The following is a 21,701-nucleotide window of genomic DNA, read 5'->3' as shown; positions in this document are numbered from 1 at the left end:
GTTCACTCTCGCAGGTACTTCCCCCCGACCGGCACAAACCGCTCCGGCTTCTTCACCGTATCGTATTTTTGGACATCCTCGAGTTCGAGGGCCATCCAGGGCCGCTTCCGGGGCGCCTCCTTCCTGACCCGGACCCCCTGCCACCGTTCCTGGTTCTCGACATAGGCTTTTGCCTCCTCTTTTGTCAGGAAGATCGCGTCGCCGAAGGTCTCGAAGAACGCGAGGGGGTCGTCTTCGATGACGATCCGCCTGATCGTCGCCTGCCCGGCGTAGCCGGTATCCTCGTGGGACTGGTAGAAGACGAGTTTCATCCCGCTCCGGAGTTCCTTGAAGACGGTGGCGGGTTTGATGAAGACGGTTTTGCCTTCGGCAAAGAACCGGGGCATGAGGTGTTTCGGGACCGGGAAGGTGACACCGGTGATAGTGCTCATGGTTCTTCCTCTGTTATCGCTGGTTCATTATCAGCTGGTAGTCTTCTTCGGGGATGATCCGCATTGCCTGGCCCCGAATGTGCCCGGACCACTGTGTCTTGTTGGTGATGAATTTCAATTCCGATATAAGTGGTTTGAATTCGATCGGAGGATCGAAGATCTTGATGGGTCTGAGCTTGATCCGGAGCGGGAATACTTCGGCTCCGAGTTTCGGGGGTGCGGTGAAGATTGGCTTTGTGTCTTCATAGACTTCTGAGGTGATCTCGAAACACCCAGTGATCGCCGGCGGAAGCGTGGTATCCCTATCGATCACCTGCTGCCCGACATAGACGAGAAGAGTGTCACCGGGTTTCGTCTTACTGATTGTATTGATGTGCCGTTTGGGAACTCCCCAGATATGGTTCTTTATTACAACCTTTGAATTGTCCCGGTTGGATATTGCAAGCCAGTGCTCCATAAGAGTCCCTTTGCCTTCATGGGATAAAAGAGAATTGCTTATGGTGTTTCGAAAAAGATTGTTCCTCTAACTCTGATTGCCCCTTTGAGGCATCCCAAACTGGTGAGCATATGGGATATCGTTCAGGAGATATTGTATCGTTAAGGAGGCGCCTGTGGCGAGTTGATTTGGTCGATGGGGACATCCTCTGTGCGACCTGTATCGACAGCGATTCCGCAGAGCAGCATCGTTTCTTCACACCGTTTGAACGGATTGAGAGGGGGAGAATTCATCCGCCGAACCCGGAGATAATCGGAGATGTCGCCACCAACCGCCTGCTGGTTCAGGCGTTCCGGTATTCCATGGTGCACGGGACTGCACCGTTGATGAGCCTGCGGAAGAGTGCGGTCATCCCGACAGAGTATCAGCTGGCTCCCGTGATCATGGCCCTGAACCAGGGGGAGCGAGTCCGGATGCTGATCGCCGACGACGTCGGGCTTGGTAAGACAATCGAGGCCGGGCTTATCGTTTCTGAATTGAAGTCCCGGAACCTGGCATCCCGGATCCTCATCATCTGCCCGCAGAACCTTCGGGAGCAGTGGAAGGATGCGCTCCGGTTCTTCTTCCAGATTGATGCAAAGATCTTTTCGTCGGTGCATCTCCGCGGCCTTGAGAGGGGCATTCCACCGGGGGCGAACCCCTGGGATTGTTATCCGTGCATCATTACTTCCATCGATTACATCAAATCCGAGCGGGTCCGCCCCTTTGCGATCAGCGCGGGCTGGGATCTTGTGATCATCGATGAGGCACATCTCGCCGCAAAACCCCACCAGAGTTCCGAGAAGGAGAGCACTGGCATGCTCCGGCACACCCTGGCGAAAGAGGTCGCGAAGAAGACAAAACATCTCCTGCTGCTCACAGCAACACCCCATAACGGCTATACCGATACCTTTGCGAGCCTCCTTACCATGCTCGACTGCGGGATTGTAACCGGCCCGCCGCATGAGCCGGTGATCAACCGGGCCCTGGCGAAAGACCATGTCTGCCAGCGGCGGCGAAAAGATGTGGTTGACTGGTTCCGTTCCCACGCCGCTGAAGATAATCCGTTCCCGGCCCGCGACCAGAAGGAGGTTGCCGTCGATCTGGCGTTCCCCGAGGAACACACGATCATAAACGAACTCAGCAACTACGGAACCGGTCTACTCGATCTCGCAGAACGGGATGACCGTATTGAAGTCAGGACGATGGCCCGGTGGGTGGTGCTACACCTCCACCGCCGGGGGCTCTCCTCTCCACGTGCGTTACAGATATCGCTTGAGAACCGGCTCAAGCGGATCGAGGAGAAGATCCGGGAGGAGGACGAGAGGCAGGAGCAGGCAATCTCGGAGGGGCATGCGAAGGCGGTCGCCCTTGATGAAGAAGGGGACAACGATCTCTCGGATGAGGAGGCGTCCGAGCGTCTCGACCAGGTGGTTTACGGGAGCCTGACGGCACTGGAAGCGGAAGCGGAGCGTCTCCGGGACCTGATGAAGATGGCACGGGACGTGACCCCGGCAAAGGACAGCAAGCTCCGGGAGCTCACCCGGAGAAACGGCTACCTGGACCTGGCGATGCGAGGACAGTACGGCCCGCGGAAGGTCCTGATCTTCACCCGGTACAAGGATACGCTGGACTATCTCGCGAGAGAGATACCGAAGAAGCTGAAGAGCATCGATCCTGCACATGTGTTTGCCGTGTACGGCGACCTGAACGAGAAGAACCGGCACGAGGTGATGGAGGCATTCATCAAGGCGGAATATGGGGTTCTGGTCGCGACCGACTGCATCAGCGAGGGGGTGAACCTCCAGCATATGGCCAACCAGGTCATTCACTACGAGCTGCCGTGGAACCCGAACCGGCTTGAGCAGCGGAACGGCCGGCTGGACCGGTACGGGCAGCCCGAGCCCGAGGTGCATATACGGACGCTGGTGATGCGGGATACGCTCGATGCAAAGATTCTCCGGGTGCTGTACGAGAAGGCCCAACAGATCCGGGAGGATTATGGATTCTCTCCGCCGTTCTTCGGCGACGATGCGGACGTGATCTCTCTTATCGGGGAGATGGGGCTGGATGTCGGTCTGCCGCCGGCGCAGCGGACGCTGTTTGATTCGTACCAGGATAGGCCCGGTTCGGGGCAGCGGGTCGATCCGTTCAGCGAAGAGACTATCGAGAAGATCAAGAGGGAGAGTTTCTACGGGCAGACCGGTGTCGATCTCGAGGATGTTCGGGCCCGGATGGCGCTTTCGGAGCAGGTTATCGGGACAGAGAAGGATTTCGAGCGTTTTGTAAGAAATGGGCTTGTCCGCTTTGGCTGCGAGATCACGGAGAACCATGACCGCAACCAGACACTGCGAATCCTGCTCTCTAATGATCTGGTGGTGCCGGGCTTACCCGATGTGATCGAGAAGGCTACGTTCGAGAAGCGGATCGCTCTTCAGGAGGCCGGTATCGAGCAACTGAACACAGGCCATCCGGTGGTGCGCCGCCTGATCGAGCTCGTCAAGCGCGATGTCTTCTCACCGGAGACGAAGATGTACGGCAGGGTCTGCGTGGTGGCGACCCCGAATGTGGCCCACGTGACGGCGCTCTACCACTTCCTCGTTCGCTATAGCATCGGCGGGGCACGCCCTTCGCTGGTGGAGGAGATCGTGCCGGTCGCCTGCGATCTGGTCACGGGGTCTTTCCCGGGCGAGGAGGAGGCCGCCGGTCTCGACCGTGTGGAGATGGTGCCGTTGCCCCCCGGGCGCGAGGCGAGCGTGAAGAAACACCTTGTCCGGGCGCTTGCCGAGGATACGTGGTCGTCGATCTTTGCCGAGCGGATCGAGGCCCGGCGCCAGGAATTGGTGGCTGAACGGGAGGCACTCCGGGAGCAGCTCGCGACGGTCTACCCCGATCCCGGGTGGCTTTCCGGCGCCGCGGAGATTTCGGTCGCTTCCCACGACCTGATATCGCTGCGGTTGCTTGAGCCGGTGCCGACGGCGGAGGTGCGGCGATGAGGGGGAGGGAGCAGTCTTTTGTCCGCGTCTCGGGCGGGATTGTCACAGAACACTTTGCCTCCCTGCTGCAGGACGAGAAGCACGGGTTTGAGTATGCCCGGCCGATGACGTTCGTGCGGCCCTGGCGGGAAGAGGACCTGCCGCCGCAGGATGAGGCGCAGTTCCTCGCGCAGGTCAGGGATGTATGGGAGCGGCTCCTCCGCCGGTTTGATGAGAAGTTCCGGGATATCTTGGCTGGAAGGATGAGTGCGGAGGAGGTCAGGCGTCTCTGGCAGCGGCCGGTGCTGGATGCGCTCGGGTTTGAGCCGACGTCCACGACGAAGCAGATCGTGATCAGCGACCGGCTGAAGTACCGGTTCTCCCACCGGGGCTGGTTCGCCCGCGAGGGGATCCCGAAACCTCCGGTGATCCATATCCTGGCGCCGGGGACAGACCCGGACGTCCGTCCCTCCCGCGGGGAGCCTTCACCCCACGATGCCCTGCAGGACTGCCTGAACCGGCACGATGCGACCTGGGCGGTGCTGATGAACGAGACGGTGATCAGGATCCTGCGGGACTACCATCATACGACGGTTCCGGGGTATGTGGAGTTCGATCTCGAAGGGATCTTCCTGAACCGGAGTTACCCTGAGTTCCTTGCGCTCTACCGGTTCTGCCACGCAAGCCGGTTCGCCCGCGATCCTGCGACCGGCAGAGAGCCGCTGGAGGAGTACTACGAGGTGAGCCGTCAGGCGGGGGAGAAGATCGGTGAGAGCCTGCGGGTGAACGTGGTTCAGGCGATCGAGGAGTTCGGGAACGGGTTCCTGGACGGGGCGCTGATCGAGCGGCTGCGGGGCGATGACGGGGCTTGCCGGGCGTACTATCAGGAGGTCCTGATGGTGGTGTACCGGATCATCTTCATGCTCTTTGCGGAGCAGCGGGGGATGCTCGGCGGCGGCGGGGACCACGGGGACCTCTTCCTTGAGGAGTACTCGATCACGTCGCTTCGGGAGCGGGTGGATGCGTTTGAGGGGCGGGACGACCGGAACACCGACCTCTGGGAAGGGCTCTCTGTGACGTTTCGGATGCTTGAGGAGGGGGTGCCCGAACTCGGGGTGAACGCGTTCGACGGGATGCTCTTTTCAAACGACGGGGCCCGGTTCTTGAAGGATGCGAAGTGTCGGAACACGGCGCTGATGAACGCGATCCGCTCGCTGACCTGGACAGTCTCAGAGACCGGAGGGAGGCGGCAGAGGGGTCACGGTCGCCAGCGGATCAGTTACGCCGACCTCTCGGTGGAGGAGATCGGGGCGATATACGAGAGCCTGCTCGATTACACGCCGCGGATCACCACGGGTTTTGAGGAGGTCAACGGGCGGGAGTACCGGCCCGGCCAGTTCATGCTGGACCCACGGGGCTCGGAGCGGAAGACCACGGGGTCGTACTACACGAACCCTGACCTGATCGCGGAGCTGATCAAGAGCGCTCTTGACCCGGTGATCGCCGACCGGCTCTCCCGGGCAGGACCGGATCCTGCAGCGAGGGAGAAGGCGCTCCTCTCGATCCGCGTCTGTGACCCGGCGTGCGGGAGCGGGGCGTTTTTGATCGCGGCCTCAAACCGGCTCGGCCGGGAACTGGCGAAGATCCGCGCCGGGACGGAGTTGCCTTCGGCGCAGGAGGTGCAGGCAGCCCGGCGGGACGTGCTTGCGCACTGCATCTATGGGGTCGACCTGAACCCAATGGCGGTGGAACTCGCGAGGGTCTCACTCTGGATCAACGCGCTGGTGGGCGATAAGCCGCTCTCCTTCCTCGACCACCATATCAAGTGCGGGAACTCGCTCGTCGGGGCGACGCCGGAGTTGATCGCGGGAGGCATCCCGGACGAGGCCTACACGGCGGTGGAGGGAGATTCAAAAGAAGTCGCAAAGAGGATCAAAGCGGCAAACAAGGAGCAACGGCAGACCCGGACGTTCGAGGAGTTCTCCGCCCGGTCTACGGTGCTGGAGGCCTGTGCCGGACGGTTTGCGGCGCTTGCGGAGGCCTCTGAGGACGACCCCGACAGCGTCGAGGCGAAGAAGACCGAGTATGAGCGGCTGATAGCCTCATCCGAGTATGCAAAGGAGCGCCTGGCCGCAGACAGCTGGTGCGCCGCGTTCTTCTGGCCTCTGGATGGGGAGCACGCGAGGACAGCCCCGACGACCGCGACGGTGCGGATGGTTCAGGCGAGCGGGGGAGGGATGCTCGTTGAGGATACGTTGGCCGAGGTACGGCGTATTGCAAACGAGCACCGGTTCTTCCACTGGCACCTCGAGTTCCCGGAGGTCTTTGCGGACGGGGGGTTCGACTGCGTGCTCGGGAACCCGCCATGGGAACGGATCAAGATCCAGGAGAAGGAGTTCTTTGCTTCCCGCGACCCGGCGGTCGCCGGCGCCCGGAATGCGACGGAGCGGAACCGGATGATTACGGCGCTGAAGAAGACGAACCCTATACTCTATGGGGAGTTCCTCGCCGCAAAGTGCTCAAGCGAGTGCGAGAGCCTCTTCATCCGCACATCGGGCCGATTCCCGCTGACCGGGACGGGAGACGTCAACACTTATACAGTCTTTGCTGAATTTGCTAGACTGGCGATCAACTCCCGGGGGTGGGCCGGAATCATCGTGCCGACCGGGATCGCGACCGATGCAACGACGGCTCCGTTCTTCGGCGATCTCGTTGAAGAGGCATCGCTGGTGAGCCTTTACGATATCGAAAACAGAAAGAAATTCTTCCCGATCGACAGCAGGTTCAAGTTCTGCCTGCTCACGATGGCCGGTATGGAGGCAGGCACTGGCGCATTCGACCTCGCCTTCTTCCTCCATACGATCGACGACCTCCACGACGACGACCGGCACTTCACCCTCACGCCCGAGGAGATATTGCTCATCAACCCGAACACGAAGAATTGCCCGATCTTCCGGTCGAAGCGCGACGCGGAGATCACGAAGGCGGTCTACCGGCATGTGCCGGTGCTGATCGATGAGACGAAGGGCGAGGCGGGAAACCCCTGGGGAGTCTCGTTCCAGCGAATGTTCGATATGTCCAACGACTCCCACCTCTTCCGCACGCAGGAGGAGATGGAGGCGGCGGGGTTCGCGCTCGACGGGAACCGGTTCGTGAAGGGGGAGGAGGTCTGGCTGCCGTTGTATGAGGGCAAGATGGTTTGGCACTTCGACCATCGGTTTTCCGATGCCAATCCAAGTGGTAACGAATTCCAGAGGTTCCAAGAGATCCATAATGACACGCAGGAGTCTCCCTTGCCCAGATATTGGGTAGCATATGCTGATTTCATTGCCCGCACTAGATACCCAGAACAAAATCATCTCATTGGGTTTCGGAATATTTCAAACACCACAAATGAAAGAACCTGCGTGGCTTCCATTCTTCCGAATATTCCCGTTGGGCATTCAATGCCGCTAATTTACATTCACAACTCGAGTGAATTTGTGGATGTATTGCTCTATATATCATCTTTCATCGCCTATCCTCTTGATTATATTATCCGGCAAAAAATGGGTGGGACAAATTTCACGTACCATATCATAAAGCAACTTCCCGTCCTCCCCCCCTCCACCTACACCCCGGCCCTCATCGACTTCATCGCCCCTCGCGTCATTGAGCTCACCTACACCGCCCGGGACCTCGAGCCCTTCGCCCGCGACGTCCTCGCCGAGGTGGGCGTGGCGCGGTGGAACGCCTGGTTCCCGCAGAACCCCGTCGGTGAGGACGGCACGCCCCGGCCGTTCGTCTGGGACGAGGAGCGGCGGTTCGACCTCCGGTGCGACCTCGACGCCCTCTACTTCCACCTCTACGAGATCTCGCGGGACGACGTCGACTACATCATGGAGACCTTCCCCATCGTGAAGCGCAAGGACGAGGCGAAGTACGGGAGGTACCGCACAAAGGAAGTCATCCTCCGGAAATACGACGACCTTGCCCGGGAGTTTGTGCGCGTGATGCGGGCCGATCTTCCGGAGAAGGACGGGAAGCCCGACTGGAGAGCGCTCATCGTCGGCGGCGAGAGCGAGCGGGTCGAGTTCAAGGAGTCAATATCGTGGGACCGGGAGCGGAAGCAGAGGAACAAGGCGCTCGAGCACACCATCGCGAGGACCCTTGCGTCCTTCATGAACACCCACGGCGGGGTGCTCTTCGTCGGCGTCGATGATGCCGGGAGGATCGTCGGACTCGACGGCGACCTGAAACTCTCCCAGCGGAAGAACGAAGACGGCCTGCGGCTCCGATTCGATGACCTGGTGAAGCAGTACCTCGGCAACCGGTTCCTCCCCGGGATCATGATCCACTCGCTCGAAGATAGCGGGAAGGCGTTCTGGGCGGTTGAGGTCAGGGCTTCTAACGAGCCGGTGTTCGTGAAGAACAACGGCGACGACGAGTTCTGGATCAGGGGGTCGTCGTCGTCGCGGAAGCTCTCGATGCGTGAAGCGGTCGAGTATATAGAGAGGCGGAAGTCCGGCGGGGCCGGGGATCCCGATGCGGGTGAGGAGGAATGAGCGGGGGGAGGCCCTCTCATGTAGCGCTACAAAGATTCGCCGGTTACCTGAGATCTCCCCTCTCTGGCTGAATACATGCCTCCGCCTGGCAGGCAGCACTAACTGCCATCACCAGTGTTCGGTCCATCGCACCGGACACTATCACTGCAAGGTTCAAAAGAGCTCAGACTTCGTTGTGTGGGATCCGCCCATTCCCTCAGCCTTGAAGATATGCGCTCAAGCGCCTTTGGATGCGGCTTGAACTTATCTGTTGGAACGTATGTACCGTCATCCCTCAGCTCGAGATATCCCTTAAGATCCCGATTCACCAAAACATCCATCTCCTGCTTTACCCTGTTCATCATCGCGGTTTTCTTACTTGCGCTGACCTTATCCGATAGTCTATCTAGTCCCTCTTCCACCATCTGATACGCAGTCTTCCCTTCACTGCCCGGCTGGAAAAGCTGCATTACGATGTCAACCAACCCTCTCCGAACCTCATGGTTTTTGGATTCGGGTAGCAAGTTAATCGCAATATTGGGCAGTCTGGTTAACTCCGTCCCGGAAAACTCCTGAAGAGCCGATTTGAGATTCGTATCGCTCAGGCAGTCCAACCTCCTGACAAGAACAGTATCTCTAACGATTATCTGGCAGTGCTCTCCATCATCAACTTCAGACAACCTACTGCAAATCGTGTCAGGAGCACTCTGATGAACGTGTAATCCATACTGGCTCAAACTTCGCGGATCAATCTGTCTGTAGGAATCCAGCTTATCACTCTTTGAGTGATCGTTGCAGGTTAACTCGAGGAGCAGCCACCCTGAAGGGCTGCTTGCCACGATATCGGGGTTTTTCTCCTCTCCGGTCCTCCGCACCGATAATATCGGTTCGATACGATAGGCATACCCTGCCTCTCGAAACGGTCCGACAAACCTCGGTTTATTCAACTTGTGAAAGAGAGCAATCGTATTACGCCAGAGGATGATCCTCCTGTCCACCTCAATCAAAAACTTCAACTCCGTCGAAGAAAATTGAGGTTTTTCCGGCGTTATCTTCACCCTGGATTGTTGCTATCCGAGGTGCCGCATTGACACACCCTTTACCCGGAACCGTCAGGTATGCAAAGTCAGACCCGACATCCAAGAAGACTCTATCCCATGTATGCAGGTCTACACCCTTGAACCGCCTGAAATCTGGCTCTGTCTCGGTTTCAATGAGCCAGAGATTCATCCTTCCTTTACCCATCGATACCGCTTTAGAAAATGCTTCAAGGTCGATATTCTGGGTGAAGTTCAGTTCAAAAGCTCCCAGGCTCTCATTCCTCAGAGTTGTCGCCTCAACCAGTGCATCCTCGTACCGATTCGCCATATCGGAGATCGATAACATAACCTCGTCAAGATCAATTGCTTTGTTGACGGTTACCTTTCCGCTGCTATACCACTCTACAGCCAGCGTCACCGAATCTTCCTTTAGTTTCTGCCAACGACTGCTATATATTGCAAAATTTTCTCTCGCTGTTTCCAGTACCTCTGCCAGACCATGTACTTTTTCTGTTGCTCCATACCAGGCCTTCAGGCTGAAGTATCCTGCTTCTTCATCAGATGCCAGCCCATCGGAAAATTTTAGCCCAAGGCCGCGCTGTTGCCACGATTCCTTAGCATCGTAATGAAGAAGATGGTTTCTGGACAACCAGCACCTATCAAGGCCCTGCAAATTCCGGATCCATTTATCGGTGACCGCATCTGCTTCGGTCGCATCGAGTATCGTGTAAAGTATCCAGACCCGCTCACGAGTAGTGTCCAGGAAGAGAGTATTCGGCGATAGGCTACCATGATTGATATACCAGCCGCTGGCATCGAGACTCTTCCAGCTCCCGAGAGGGCAACCAACCTCGTCGATGGAACGATTAGTCTCCAGCAGGTACGCTTTAAGTTGCGTGATGTGTGTCTGGCCGTACTGCTCTAAAAGCGCTTCATTGTCATCAAAACCGGCCTGCAACACCTCTTTTAAACCCTGGAGAGTCTGGATGCGTTTCATATCTGCTAACCTACTGTAAGGAATTTATAGAGAAAAGGGTTTGCTTCTTAAATGCCCCGCGATCATCATCCACACAATCCTTATCATAAACCTTATTGTCTGCAACAGAGATGATCCATTACGTCCCATGACAAATACCAGTTTTGACCCGGTAACAGCCCTCGATACAGTTGCCGGCGCATATCGAACCTTTGTCAGTTCTTTCCAGAAATTCAAGAATCCCGTCATCAAAGAATGGATCGACAGAAAGATCGAGGAGGGAACCCTCCTCTACAAAGGCCCGTACATCGAGCTTGCTCGCCGGTATGCCGATGGAGACTCATTTGTGACCCTCACCGGAGAGCATATCCTCCATCCAGAAACCTCGCAGTACTTCACCAGGGACCCGGAAGACCGATCCTCCTCTCCGGTCCGCCTCTACCGGCACCAGAGTGACGCAATACGATCGATACTCTCCGGGAAGAACACCGTCGTCACATCGGGAACCGGCTCCGGGAAATCCTTCTGCTTTGCGATACCGGTCGTCTCCACATGTCTTGAGATGCAGGACCGGGGCCTCCGGGGCATCAAGGCAATCCTCGTCTACCCGATGAACGCGCTCGCAAACTCCCAGTACGATGACCTCGCGGCCCGCCTGGACGGCTCGGGTTTGAAGGTCGCCATCTACACCGGCGATACACCGCACACTTACAACGAAGCGCTCATCACATACCGGGAACGGACCGCGCGGGACGCTCCCTACGACAGCGAGCTCATCTCACGGGAGGAGATCCAGCGAACCCCTCCGGACATCCTGATCACCAACTATGTCATGCTCGAGTACATCCTCACCCGGTTCGAGGACAAGATCCTCTTCCCGCCGGAGAACCTCGGCATCCTCAAGTACCTCGTCCTCGACGAGATCCATACCTACACCGGGAAGAAAGGCGCCGACACCGCATACCTCATCCGGAGACTGAAGCAGCACACCGGAACCACCGGCACGCTCCGGTGCATCGGAACCAGTGCGACCGTGAGAGAGGGGGAGGGTGAGAGGGCAGGAGAGGCCATCGCCGCGTTCGCCGCAAAACTCTTTGGTGAACTCTTTGACAGCACATCGGTCATCGGAGAGACATTCCTCCTTCCGCCCCGCGGCACGGAGAGCAAACTTCCCGACAGGGTTCTCGTCGGCGACGACCTGCTCCGGGTAAAGGAGCCTGGCAGGGACTACCTGAAGGAACTCACCGAACAACTCATCGGCGAGCCGATCGGGATTCAGGATCCCTCAGCCGCCTACCTCGGGGAGACTCTCGGGTCGCAGAAGACCATCCAGTTCATCGAGGATCAACTTGCCGACGAACCAAAGAGCATTCCCGACCTGATCCGCATATATCGCGTGACCGTCAGGCAGGACGCTACATATGAAGAGGCTGCCCGGGAGATCGAGGCTGCGTTCATTGCAGGGATGCTCAGCGAGGTGCCTGTTGGGGATACCCTCCAGAAACGGTTCATCCCCAAGATGCACATGTACTTCTCCCAGGGGAGAGAGATCAAGTGTTGCCTCTCCCGCGACGGCCCCCACCTTCACGATGCCGGCGAGGTCACCTGCCCGGTCTGTGCGGAGAGAGGGCGAACACGGATCACCTTCCCCATGGTCTTCTGCCGGGCTTGCGGCCAGGAGTACTACAGTGTCGAACTCCTGACCGACGGAACGGTCAGACCACGTGATCTGGATGCTCCCGCGCAGGAGGGAGAAGCCCTGTACCTCTATCTGGGAGAGTTTAGCGAGGAAAGGGCATCCCCGCCGGAGTGGTGGTGCACCGATTCCGGAGCGGTCAAAGAGAGGTATCGCACCATAGCCACTCCGCGGACCGGCACTTACTGCCCGGACTGTAACAAACTGACTGTTGATGGAGAAGATGGAGAGATCTGCCTGTGCCCGGAGAAACTCCGCGTCACTCTCATCGAGATGCCGTTCCGGTTCTGTCCGAGTGAAGGCTGCGGCGTATCATATGACCTGAGAACGCGGAGGGAGTTCAACAAACTCTTCTCCTTCGGCACTGTGGGGAGATCTACCGCTACCGACATTTTAGTCTCGAATATGCTCACCACCCTCCCTGAAATGGAGCAGAAAGTCATCGCATTCTCCGATAACCGGCAGGATACAGCCCTACAGGCCGCCCACATGAACAATATCCAGAAGCGGATCCACTTCAGGCGGGGCCTGTATCATGCCCTGGCTCATGCCGAGGACTCCCTCCCTCTCACCGAGGCAGGTGACGCCATCTTTGACACCTTTATGCAATATCGTGCAGACGGTGCTCTCCCTCAATACGAGAAGGATCCCGGTCAGGGCAGAATGCGGAGGGGCTCACAGGCTGAACCAGTGTACAGGAAATACCTCCTGCTGAATACCATCCTCGAAATGGGCTCAACCCGTCAGAAGAACCAGCCGAACCTTGAGGATGTTGGCCTGCTGCGAGTCACCTATGCCGGGCTGGACAGCCTCGCCGAGGATGACAGCCTCTGGGAAGGCGTATCTCAACTCTCGCGGGTAGGTCCTCGCAGGCGGGAGGATTACCTGAAGGGGTTCCTGGACATCATGCGGCATAATCTTGCCATCTCCTCCGATTTCTTCATGCGGCCCTTTGAGTTTGCCGAAAGGATTGAGCGGTTCCTGAACCCGGATCTCATATTCCACAACGAGCTGCTCTCCACGCGGCCAACCGGGTACAGCGACAACGCGCGGAGAGAGACCTATCGGGCCACGGTCTTCCGTCTCACCCACCCGAACGGGTCGCTGGTTCGCTGGACAAAGAAGTCGCTGGGAACAGAGACCACTGAAGAAGCGCAACAGATCGTCGAACATGTAGAAGCAGTGCTTGCAGGCGAAGGCGGGCTGAAGCAGGAGCGTATCGACCGGGTTGGAACTCTCTCCATGATCAACCCCGAGATCATCGAACTCTCGCTCGCTCCTCCCGGAGAGGTGCAGGTCTGCAGGAAATGCGGGCAGGTGACCCACTTCCATGAACTCAACCTCTGCATCAACCCGAACTGCACCGACCTAATCTCGCTCGATCTCTCCAACAACTACTTCCGGCAGGAGTATACAAGGTCGTTCCGGGAAGCGGTCCAGCTCCATGCAGAGGAGCATAGCGGACAGATCGACGGGGAGACTCGAAAACTGCTTGAGACCCGGTTCCGGGATTCACAGGATAGCCTGAACGTAATCGTATGCACCCCTACTATGGAACTGGGTATCGATATCGGAACCCTCTCGGCTGTCTACTTGAGAAACGTTCCCCCATCGCCCTCCAACTACGCACAGCGTGCCGGGCGTGCTGGACGGAAGTCGCAGGCCTCGATGATCCTCACGTTCTGCGGTGTCGGATCACGCCGCGGTCCTCATGACCAGTACTTCTACCGGTATCCAGCAAAGATGATCTCCGGAAAGATCGCCTCCCCCCGATTCCTGATGGACAACCGGATGCTGATCCGTGCACACATCCATGCTCTCATCCTTGAGATCATCACCCTTAAGATCCCGCAGAAGATCGATGGGATCCTCGACTTCGAGAAGGATAACCTCCCCATGTTCACGGAAAGCGCCCCGGATGTGGAGAACGGCCTCAGCAGAACCCGCCTCGGCGAGATGATCGAGGAACACCGGGTGCAGATCCTGAACGCAATCAACGAGGTGCTTGCGGAGGAGAAGCAATCACTCGACTGGCTTGACGACACTTTCATCATACAGACCGTCGATTCGTTCGTCTCCTCGTTTGACGGTGCATTCAACCTCTTCAGGAGTGAGTTTTCAGCCCTCCTCAAAGAACTGGACGAAATTAACATCTTCCTGCAGAGAGGTCGGATCTCCGATCGGCAGAGAGGCGTCTATAAGCGAAGACGGGACTCAATCGAGAAGAAACTGAACGATATGCGGAACGGCGGCGGGGACTTCACGACCTATCGGTATCTTGGCTCACAGGGTTTCCTCCCCAACTACGGCTTCCCCACACAGGTTACATCCCTTGCAATCAACTACAAGGGGGTCTTCGGGTCGGAAGAGGCGGAATTGAAGCGGGATCGCAACATCGCGCTGGTCGAGTACGCACCCGGCAACAGCGTGTACTTCAGCGGGAACCGGTACTCGGTCAGGACTCCCCGGCTCAGGACCGAGAACAACCAGCCCGCGATGAGCACCGTCCTCATCTGCCCATACTGTGAAGCGGTCTTCCTGGACGAGAAGGAGATCTCAATGACCGGTGGCGCCTGCAGGAACTGTGGTGCGTCCTTGGAAAATGCAGCAGTGATTCAACATTCAATTGAGATGCCCGACCAGCTGGCGGAGTCCAGATCGACGATCACGAGCGACGAGGAAGAACGGCAACGTCTCGGCTATGAGGTCACCCGCCACTATGCCCCCTCAGGCGCACGACAATTTTACGTGGCGGGAGACCCCGGCGAACCGCTGCTCACCCTCTCCTACGACCATTCGGGAAAGATCGTCAGCATCAACCACGGTCCGATACCATCCGATAAGGATGAACCACAGTCGGGCTTCACACTCTGCACGGCATGCAACCGCTGGATCTTCGGGAAGGACGGGGTGAAAGACCACCTTGACTCAACGAATGAGATGAAGAGGTGTTGGAGGAACGGAACTGAGGAAAATATCATCAGGAATATCATTCTCTACACGAACACCCGACACGACGTTGTCAAGATTGATGTGCCCGTTCCGCTTGATGGTGAGGGAAATCCGCTGGATGAGGAGTTGTATCGATCGTTCTTTACCACCCTTGCTCAGGCGATCATCGAGGGCGTCCAGATCAGCATGAACGTCGATGTAGATGAGATCCGGTACTTCCTGATGTCGGATCCCGAGAACAGGAAGAAGTCAAGCATCATTCTCTACGAGACTTCGGAAGGGGGCGCCGGAATACTCGAGTCCATCGCTGATCGTTCCACGTTCCACGAGGTTATCAGACAGGCGCTGACTATCATCCACGAATATGATGAGAAGAAGTGTGACCGTGCGTGCTACGAATGTCTGTGCAACTACTACAACCAGTTCGACCACGACATCCTTGACCGAAAACTTGTGCTTCCTCTCCTCCGTTCTCTTCAGATGGCAGAAGTCAGCATCATCCCCGACCATTCTCCCTCGGCGAAGAACCGACTCGATGAACTTATGTCAAGGTGTGAATCTTCTCTTGAAAAGCAGGTTCTTGAGGCGATCTATCAGGCAGGTCTTCCTCTTCCGGATAGCGGACAGGAGGTCATTGCAGAAGGAGATGAGATGATTGCCCGTCCGGATTTTACCTACCAGAAAAACGGTCACTCGATTGTAATCTTTGTTGATGGGCCGGATCATGAGCAGGAAGCTCAGAAGCGGGATGATATACAAAAGAGGGATAGACTTGACCTGATGGGCTATACTGTCTTCCCGATAGATTACCGGGATTCTCTGGAAGAGCGCATTAAGAGCCTTTCTGCGTTGCTACAATAGTCCTTAATGCAGATCTAAATTTCTTGTTTTTTTGTTTCTTTTGCCTGAATTGATTGGACCCGCTGAGTACCGCGGCAATGGGCGTGAAAACCGTAGAAACACCGGAAATTAACAGATCTGATACTATACAACGAATACATCTCGCTGCCACGTTCCTCTAGGGTGTAGAGGGGGAGATTGGCCTGGAATCCATGTCTCGGTGAACATTGGGGTAGTCTCGATTAAAATTCACTCAAAATTCATCCTCAAGAACTCATCCGGATACTTCAATGCATTGAAGAACAGCGGCGTCCCTGAGAACGAAAGCGGCGAAATGGGGCCGATGGTCATGAACGGGTACGTGCGTTCGCCAAGGGAACTCTGGGGGTCGCGGAACATCTGGTAGAGCTGGATCGCATCCTCAGCACCCCCGATGATGTCTGTCAGGGCATACCGCTCCGTCCCCCACCCCAGGCCAAACCCGAAGACGTAGACCCGTATCTGGCTTATGATCTCACGGTGCAGGCTGGAGAGTGTCTGGCTGATGAACATCCAGCCCAGGCCGTACTTCCGTGTCGTGCGGATGGCGTCGATGAGTGAATTTCTTACGACATTCATATCCTCGGTCTCAGGATCTTCCCGTGGTGCAAGGCGGTGGGCCTCATCGATGACCACAAGGCAGTTGAGCAGTTGCTTCGCTCGATATGACGCCTCCGCCTCGCTTTTGATCGTCCTGAGGAACTCCCCGATCAGGATGAACCGGATTGAATCGTTCCAGTAGGTGTCCGGCGGGATGTTGTTCTCGGAGAAGTCGATGATGATAGTATTTCCCTGCCGCTCGCCTATCTTCTTGACCAGATCCTGGATCTTCACCCCGCGAACCTTATGCTCATACGAGAAGAGGTTGGCAACCTTCCTCCAGCGCTCGTAGAACTCGTCGGGATCGGCAGTCTCGTAATTCAGGCTGAGCCTCTCCCGGGTATCTTTTGATGTGTAAATGTTATTCTGAACCTGCTCCAGGCCGAGCGCATCCCACACCCGGTCGAACGCTTCGCGGGTGTGCGCCTGATGGAGTGGGATGCTCCCGGAAGGTGACGACGATTCTGTATCGATACCAAATGAGCTCAGACCGCCCTTCTTTGCCGATCGTTTCTTTGGCTGGAGCGCTTTCAGCACCTCATTCGCTGCACGATACCGGTTTGTGTCCATGATTATGCCGAGCTCTTCAAAAAATCCGGAGTTGGCCAGTATCCTCTTGAACAACTCTTTATCGTCCAGGACAAGGTTGTGAAGATCGTAGATCTCGACGTTCCTGCCTAACCTCTCAACCAATATTTTTCGTAGAGGAGAAGCCTCTGCCAGATCGCCGGCGAATTCCCCCTGGGGGTCGAGGATGAATATGCTCATTGACGGGTGCTGCGCATACCCCATCACCATCATCTTTGCAAGAACTGATTTTCCGGAGCCCGTCTTTCCAAACACCCCGATGTGGTATGCCTCACCGACACCGCCGCTGCCCGCCTGGGACTTCCCGAAATGCTTGAGCCACATGGGCATCGGAATCGATGTGCCGTAGGCATTTCCTAAGTAGAACATCTCATCGCGATAGTTTGTGAACAGAGACTCCATGGTGGATTGATCCAGCAGCCGGATCGATGTCCCCGTCGCAGGGACCGTGCCGAGTGAGCTCGGCTCGATCCCCTTGCTCCCATCCGAAAAGACCGAACTTACCATCATATTGGCGGTGTGGACGTCCTGCCGCTCCGTTATCGGATCCACCCTGCCTTTCTGCCGGATAATACCCCGCATGGTCGGATCCTGGGTCCAGACATTCTGCATCTGCACTTCGGTGATCTGACCCATAGCGTAGTGATCTTCACCGTCCTGCGTGTAGTGAAACACACTCAGACTACCGACAAGGCGCTTCTTCACCGCAGTACCGAGAATATCGATATTCAGTCCCGCTGTTGAGGACGGCGATCCGACGACTCCGATCTTCTCTGTGCGGTCAAAATTTTCCTTGATCTCTGACATGGTATCAGCTCAGCGTCCAATTTCCGTTCGATAGCCGTGCATCAGCAGATACACCTCAGCCTCTGCCTGGTCCCAGAATTGCAGCATCTCCTGCGTCGTTGCTTTCCTGATGGCAGGAATGACCTTTCCCATCTGTTTCACCATTCTATCCGCCAGATAGAGGGGATAGGGCTCAAATATCCCGGGAGTGCCACATTGCAACCTGATCGCTTCGAAGACCATACTTAGGCGGTTTTTGTCGGTCGCGACCGATCGGGGGAGCTCCAACCTGAAGGTTGGTGAATGGAGAAACGGGCGGTAATACACTACGTAGAGATTACTCATGCCGTCAATGATGGCCTTCAGACTTCCTGTTTCCTTGAGGAGGGGTTCTGCAAAAGACCACAGGCCATCCGGGACCTTGAATGGAAACGGCCGGATATACTCGCCGGCATGCAGTACAAAGGAGAGGAGCGCCCGGTCCTCATATACGCCCTCTTTCAGGAGAATTTTAGTTATCTGGTTATGAGACGTGTACTTGGGCACGCTGACAAATTGCTGGTCAGACCGCCGGGCATGAACGACTGTTTCGTATGCCTCCATCGTGGTCTTCATTCGTTCGAGCAGGATCTCTGAGAGATGGTTATCGACTCCATCGATGGTGTACAATGCTTGCTGGATATTGATGAGAGGCGTGGTGAATGACCCGTCGAGAAAAATGACGTCGTGGGGAGCTGAACTGGCCAGTTCCAGCTCCATCATGAGCATGATCGCCTTTGAGACAAGGCCCGTTTTATCGTGGTGTCTGGCGGGCAGCACCTCGCAGAGATGATGGGGGTATTCCCAGTGCCTGGTCTCGCTTGGGGGGGTCAGCCCTTCAACGGCGACTCCTGCTACTGCAACCATATCGGTTGAAAGCAGCCTCTCCAGCGTATACGCACCATCGACGCCACAGGTTGTTGGATATGATTGATTTGTGAGCAGATCCGAGTCATGCCTCAGTAAACCATTCTCAACCAGATCGTTCCGGATGGAGCCCTTATTATCGAGTAAATTTCGGAATGAATGTGAAAGTGTCTCTCCCATCGATCCGCACTGGTCGAGCAATTCTTCAACCAGAGCTTCAGGTAATTCGTTGAACGGCTGAACATCGGGAGAGTTTACCTGCATATAATCACGGAACCTGATTATTGAAGACCTTTGCAAGGGCTATAATTAATGTTGCGGTTTCGATCTGACTTTTGAGGTGTCTCTTCTCCTGAATTTTGGATCTAGAACGTCAGAAACATCTGATCGATAACAACGGTCCGAATAAGTAAGGTGCCATCCAATCCCCTCGGAAAAACCTTTTAGAACAAGGTGCAATGAGGGCGGCAGGGACCAGGGACATTATGTCCAGCAGCCTCACCCCCCCGAGCCCCCGCACAATCACCGCCACCACCCCGCCGCTCACGACCGGCCGGTGTACCCACTCTACGGGCTCACCGAGGAGGAGATCGCAATCGTGGAGGGAGCGGCCTGACGTTCCGGGCCAGGGGGTTTTATCACGTGATGAAAGGGGGATTCCTCCCCCGGGCAGAGCGGGACGCCGCTGCAACCTCAGCCGGAAGCCGTCCCGGCCATATCCCGGAGGTGCTGCATAATCCGGTCTTTGTTCCCCGGCAGGTTTGAGAACTGCTTATCGCAGACATCGCTGAACTTCGCGAGGGCCTTGCGGTTGACCTCCTCCTGATCCTCGAATATGCCGACCGAGACGAAGGGCCGCCCCCACTTCTCGAACTGCAGGATGTTTATCGTCGCGTCACGGACCCGGTCGTCGTTCGCGAGTGCAAAGATGTAGATCGGCCTCTGCATGCCGTTGATCCTGCAGTCAACGGTGTATTTCCCTTCCGGATCATGCTCGGGATCGTGCCAGTCAAACTCCCTGCGCCCCTCAGGGACAGCCTCCTCGATGAGCGCACGGAGATCCTCCTGGAACGTGGAGTAGACGCGCGATCTCGACAGATACGTAAGATCCGATATCCGGATCAGCGCCTGGATGAAACTCCAGAGGGCATCCCCAAACCGGTCGCCCGTGATGCGAATAGCGAGCTCGCCCCGGTTGTTCTCCAGCCCGAACCGGGACAGCACACTCGCGATCACCTTCTGGCGGGTTCCCCGCTCTAACTCCCTTGCGTCGATCGAGTAGGTCAGGTGCATGAGGGTATGCCCCTCATCCGTCAGCGTCCAGGCGCCGTCCTCATCCTTCAGGACGATCGCGAGGTTATCCCCATCGTCAAAGACAAACGGTGTGAAGACCCGGTACCGGTTGATACCCTCCGGGCGGAGATGGATCTGGCTGCAGACCTTCCTCCGAAACTCCTCTTCGATTGCCTCGATTGCCATTGGTTATATCCCCCAGTCGGTAAGATCCTTCGTGGTTACCGCTGAACCCTCAAACCCGCAGTCGTTGAACATGCTCTTCAGCGCGCCGTGGTGATCCGGGTACCGGTCTGTCGGAACCGCATACCCATCCTCGTTCCAGCCCGCGGTCTGGTAGCGCTCTGTTGCAGTATGGATGTGGAAATCATAAAACTTCTCCTGCTCAAGCCTGTTCGTGTGTTCGTGACTTTTCCCGTTATATCGGCGTAGCCGGAACACCTGGTTTGTGTTTGGAATGATATAGCCGAGGATCACGGAGAAGTCCAGCGAGTTGAATAGACTTTGCCGAAATATTAACCTGAACCGGGATTGATTCGCACCTTCTATACCGATCTCGTACTCCTTATGGCCGCCCTTCTCTTTAGGGCGAAATCTCCTGGAGAAATCTCCCGGCAGCGGCTTGGCCTCTCTGAGTAACGCATCGATCTCATCATCAGTGAGCCGCAAATTCATTCAGGTAGCCTCCACCGGAGTACTATTTCATTTCAATGATTCTACGGTCGCCGGGGAGAAAGATAACTATTTCCATAACCACGGGTGTGAGAACCGTCCTCCGCATATGGAGAGCGACTCGACTCGCTCGGGCTGAATGAGCGGCAGATCGCTTCCCTGCACTACCTGAAGAGCGGGGGCTCCATCTCAAATCAGGAATATCATCACCTCTAAAGTGTTAAGAAGTCAACCGCAACGCGGGATCTTACAGATCTTGTTTAACGAGGCATTTTCCGTAAAGAGGGGACGGCAGGAGCGGGCGTGCGCTACTCATTGAGGTACGTAAAGTGAGAGGGATCGTAAGATTGCGTTAAGGAACTGAAACGAATCATAATTGGCCCATAATAGGCTCATCCATGGTTGCAATGAATACTCGAAACCAGAGCAGGTGCTATAGTACATGCCGATTATTCGCAGATCGGTGCGCCTCTGCGGGTTGCCATCTATGACGACCGGGTGGAGATAGAAAATCCGGGCATCCTGCTTCCGGGCATGACCATTGAGGATGTGAAACAGGGCGTATCTAAAATTCGCAACCGCGTCATCGCGCGTGTGTTTCGGGAACTGGGTCTGATCGAGCAATGGGGTAGCGGGTTTTGCCGTATTCTGGATGAGGCAGAGAAGCAGAACCTGCCTGAGCCTGTGCTCGAGGAGATCGGGATGAAAGTTCGGTTTACTGTTTTTCTTGCGGAGAAGATCTCACCCGGAATTAAGCGCGAAGCCGTAGAGGAGACGGAGGGACAAGTAACCGAACAAGTAACCGAACAAGTAACCGAACAAGTAACCGAACAAGTAACCGAACAAGTAACCGAACAAGTAACCGAACAAGTAACCGAACAAGTAACCGAACAAGTAACCGAACAAGTA

The 21,701-nt window shown here is 56.5% G+C and carries 12 protein-coding genes; 4 read left to right on the top strand and 8 right to left on the bottom strand.

Features of this window, described 5'->3' with window-relative positions; all coding sequences use genetic code 11:
- Positions 1–2 precede the first annotated feature (2 nt).
- Both FKB36_RS03575 and FKB36_RS03570 read right to left on the bottom strand, forming a co-directional pair.
- Complete coding sequence (locus FKB36_RS03575; protein WP_261596668.1) at positions 3–431, bottom strand: DUF365 domain-containing protein; 429 nt, start codon at positions 429–431, stop codon at positions 3–5.
- A 13-nt stretch (positions 432–444) separates the two neighbouring features.
- Positions 445–888 (bottom strand): EVE domain-containing protein, encoded by a 444-nt coding sequence (locus FKB36_RS03570; protein WP_014866540.1) that lies wholly within the window; start codon positions 886–888, stop codon positions 445–447.
- A 167-nt stretch (positions 889–1,055) separates the two neighbouring features.
- Here FKB36_RS03570 and FKB36_RS03565 point away from each other — a divergent pair, with 167 nt between their 5' ends.
- Together FKB36_RS03565 and FKB36_RS03560 are read left to right on the top strand one after the other, a co-directional pair.
- A complete protein-coding gene (locus tag FKB36_RS03565) occupies positions 1,056–3,902 on the top strand; it encodes a helicase-related protein (RefSeq protein WP_261596667.1) in 2,847 nt (948 codons plus the stop codon).
- On the top strand, positions 3,899–8,425 hold the full coding sequence (locus FKB36_RS03560) for an AlbA family DNA-binding domain-containing protein (RefSeq protein ID WP_261596666.1): 4,527 nt from the start codon (positions 3,899–3,901) through the stop codon (positions 8,423–8,425). The genes FKB36_RS03565 and FKB36_RS03560 overlap by 4 nt, the downstream gene beginning before the upstream one ends.
- 98 nt (positions 8,426–8,523) lie before the next feature.
- On the opposite strand, the gene FKB36_RS03555 is transcribed toward FKB36_RS03560, so the two are convergent.
- Positions 8,524–9,411 carry a hypothetical protein gene (locus tag FKB36_RS03555; protein WP_261596665.1) on the bottom strand — a complete coding sequence of 296 codons (888 nt, stop codon included), beginning with the start codon at positions 9,409–9,411 and terminating at the stop codon, positions 8,524–8,526.
- Positions 9,404–10,441 carry a hypothetical protein gene (locus FKB36_RS03550; RefSeq protein ID WP_261596664.1) on the bottom strand — a complete coding sequence of 346 codons (1,038 nt, stop codon included), beginning with the start codon at positions 10,439–10,441 and terminating at the stop codon, positions 9,404–9,406. Before FKB36_RS03550 ends, FKB36_RS03555 begins: the two co-directional genes overlap by 8 nt.
- Positions 10,442–10,568: 127 nt before the next feature.
- Between FKB36_RS03550 and FKB36_RS03545 the strand changes: the two genes are divergently transcribed.
- On the top strand, positions 10,569–15,929 hold the full coding sequence (locus tag FKB36_RS03545) for a DEAD/DEAH box helicase (protein WP_261596663.1): 5,361 nt from the start codon (positions 10,569–10,571) through the stop codon (positions 15,927–15,929).
- A gap of 228 nt (positions 15,930–16,157) precedes the next feature.
- Here the strand turns inward: FKB36_RS03545 and FKB36_RS03540 are convergent, their stop codons facing one another.
- The 4 genes from FKB36_RS03540 to FKB36_RS03525 all read right to left on the bottom strand — a co-directional run bounded on the left by FKB36_RS03540 (position 16,158) and on the right by FKB36_RS03525 (position 20,795).
- Positions 16,158–17,942, bottom strand: a complete 1,785-nt coding sequence (locus tag FKB36_RS03540; protein ID WP_261596662.1) for an ATP-binding protein — start codon at positions 17,940–17,942, stop codon at positions 16,158–16,160.
- A 9-nt stretch (positions 17,943–17,951) separates the two neighbouring features.
- The gene (locus tag FKB36_RS03535; RefSeq protein ID WP_261596661.1) at positions 17,952–19,091 is read right to left on the bottom strand and encodes a DNA double-strand break repair nuclease NurA; all 1,140 of its coding nucleotides are present in this window, start codon (positions 19,089–19,091) and stop codon (positions 17,952–17,954) included.
- 429 nt (positions 19,092–19,520) lie between these two features.
- Positions 19,521–20,306, bottom strand: a complete 786-nt coding sequence (locus FKB36_RS03530; RefSeq protein WP_261596660.1) for a DUF1828 domain-containing protein — start codon at positions 20,304–20,306, stop codon at positions 19,521–19,523.
- 3 nt (positions 20,307–20,309) lie between these two features.
- A complete protein-coding gene (locus FKB36_RS03525) occupies positions 20,310–20,795 on the bottom strand; it encodes a hypothetical protein (RefSeq protein ID WP_261596659.1) in 486 nt (161 codons plus the stop codon).
- A 408-nt stretch (positions 20,796–21,203) separates the two neighbouring features.
- Between FKB36_RS03525 and FKB36_RS03520 the strand changes: the two genes are divergently transcribed.
- Positions 21,204–21,701: ATP-binding protein (locus FKB36_RS03520; RefSeq protein WP_315901824.1), on the top strand; the 498-nt coding region annotated here is incomplete at its 3' end.

The sequence above is a fragment of the Methanoculleus formosensis genome, from assembly GCF_025384765.1.
In the GTDB taxonomy this organism is placed as follows: domain Archaea; phylum Halobacteriota; class Methanomicrobia; order Methanomicrobiales; family Methanoculleaceae; genus Methanoculleus; species Methanoculleus formosensis.
This window is presented reverse-complemented; position numbering and strand designations above follow the sequence as displayed.

Coding starts and splice junctions, on each gene's coding strand:
- FKB36_RS03575 (WP_261596668.1), bottom strand. CDS start 431: ATGAGCACTATCACCGGTGTCACCTTCCCGGTCCCGAAACACCTCATG.
- FKB36_RS03570 (WP_014866540.1), bottom strand. CDS start 888: ATGGAGCACTGGCTTGCAATATCCAACCGGGACAATTCAAAGGTTGTA.
- FKB36_RS03560 (WP_261596666.1), top strand. CDS start 3,899: ATGAGGGGGAGGGAGCAGTCTTTTGTCCGCGTCTCGGGCGGGATTGTC.
- FKB36_RS03550 (WP_261596664.1), bottom strand. CDS start 10,441: ATGAAACGCATCCAGACTCTCCAGGGTTTAAAAGAGGTGTTGCAGGCC.
- FKB36_RS03545 (WP_261596663.1), top strand. CDS start 10,569: ATGACAAATACCAGTTTTGACCCGGTAACAGCCCTCGATACAGTTGCC.
- FKB36_RS03540 (WP_261596662.1), bottom strand. CDS start 17,942: ATGTCAGAGATCAAGGAAAATTTTGACCGCACAGAGAAGATCGGAGTC.
- FKB36_RS03535 (WP_261596661.1), bottom strand. CDS start 19,091: ATGCAGGTAAACTCTCCCGATGTTCAGCCGTTCAACGAATTACCTGAA.
- FKB36_RS03530 (WP_261596660.1), bottom strand. CDS start 20,306: ATGGCAATCGAGGCAATCGAAGAGGAGTTTCGGAGGAAGGTCTGCAGC.
- FKB36_RS03525 (WP_261596659.1), bottom strand. CDS start 20,795: ATGAATTTGCGGCTCACTGATGATGAGATCGATGCGTTACTCAGAGAG.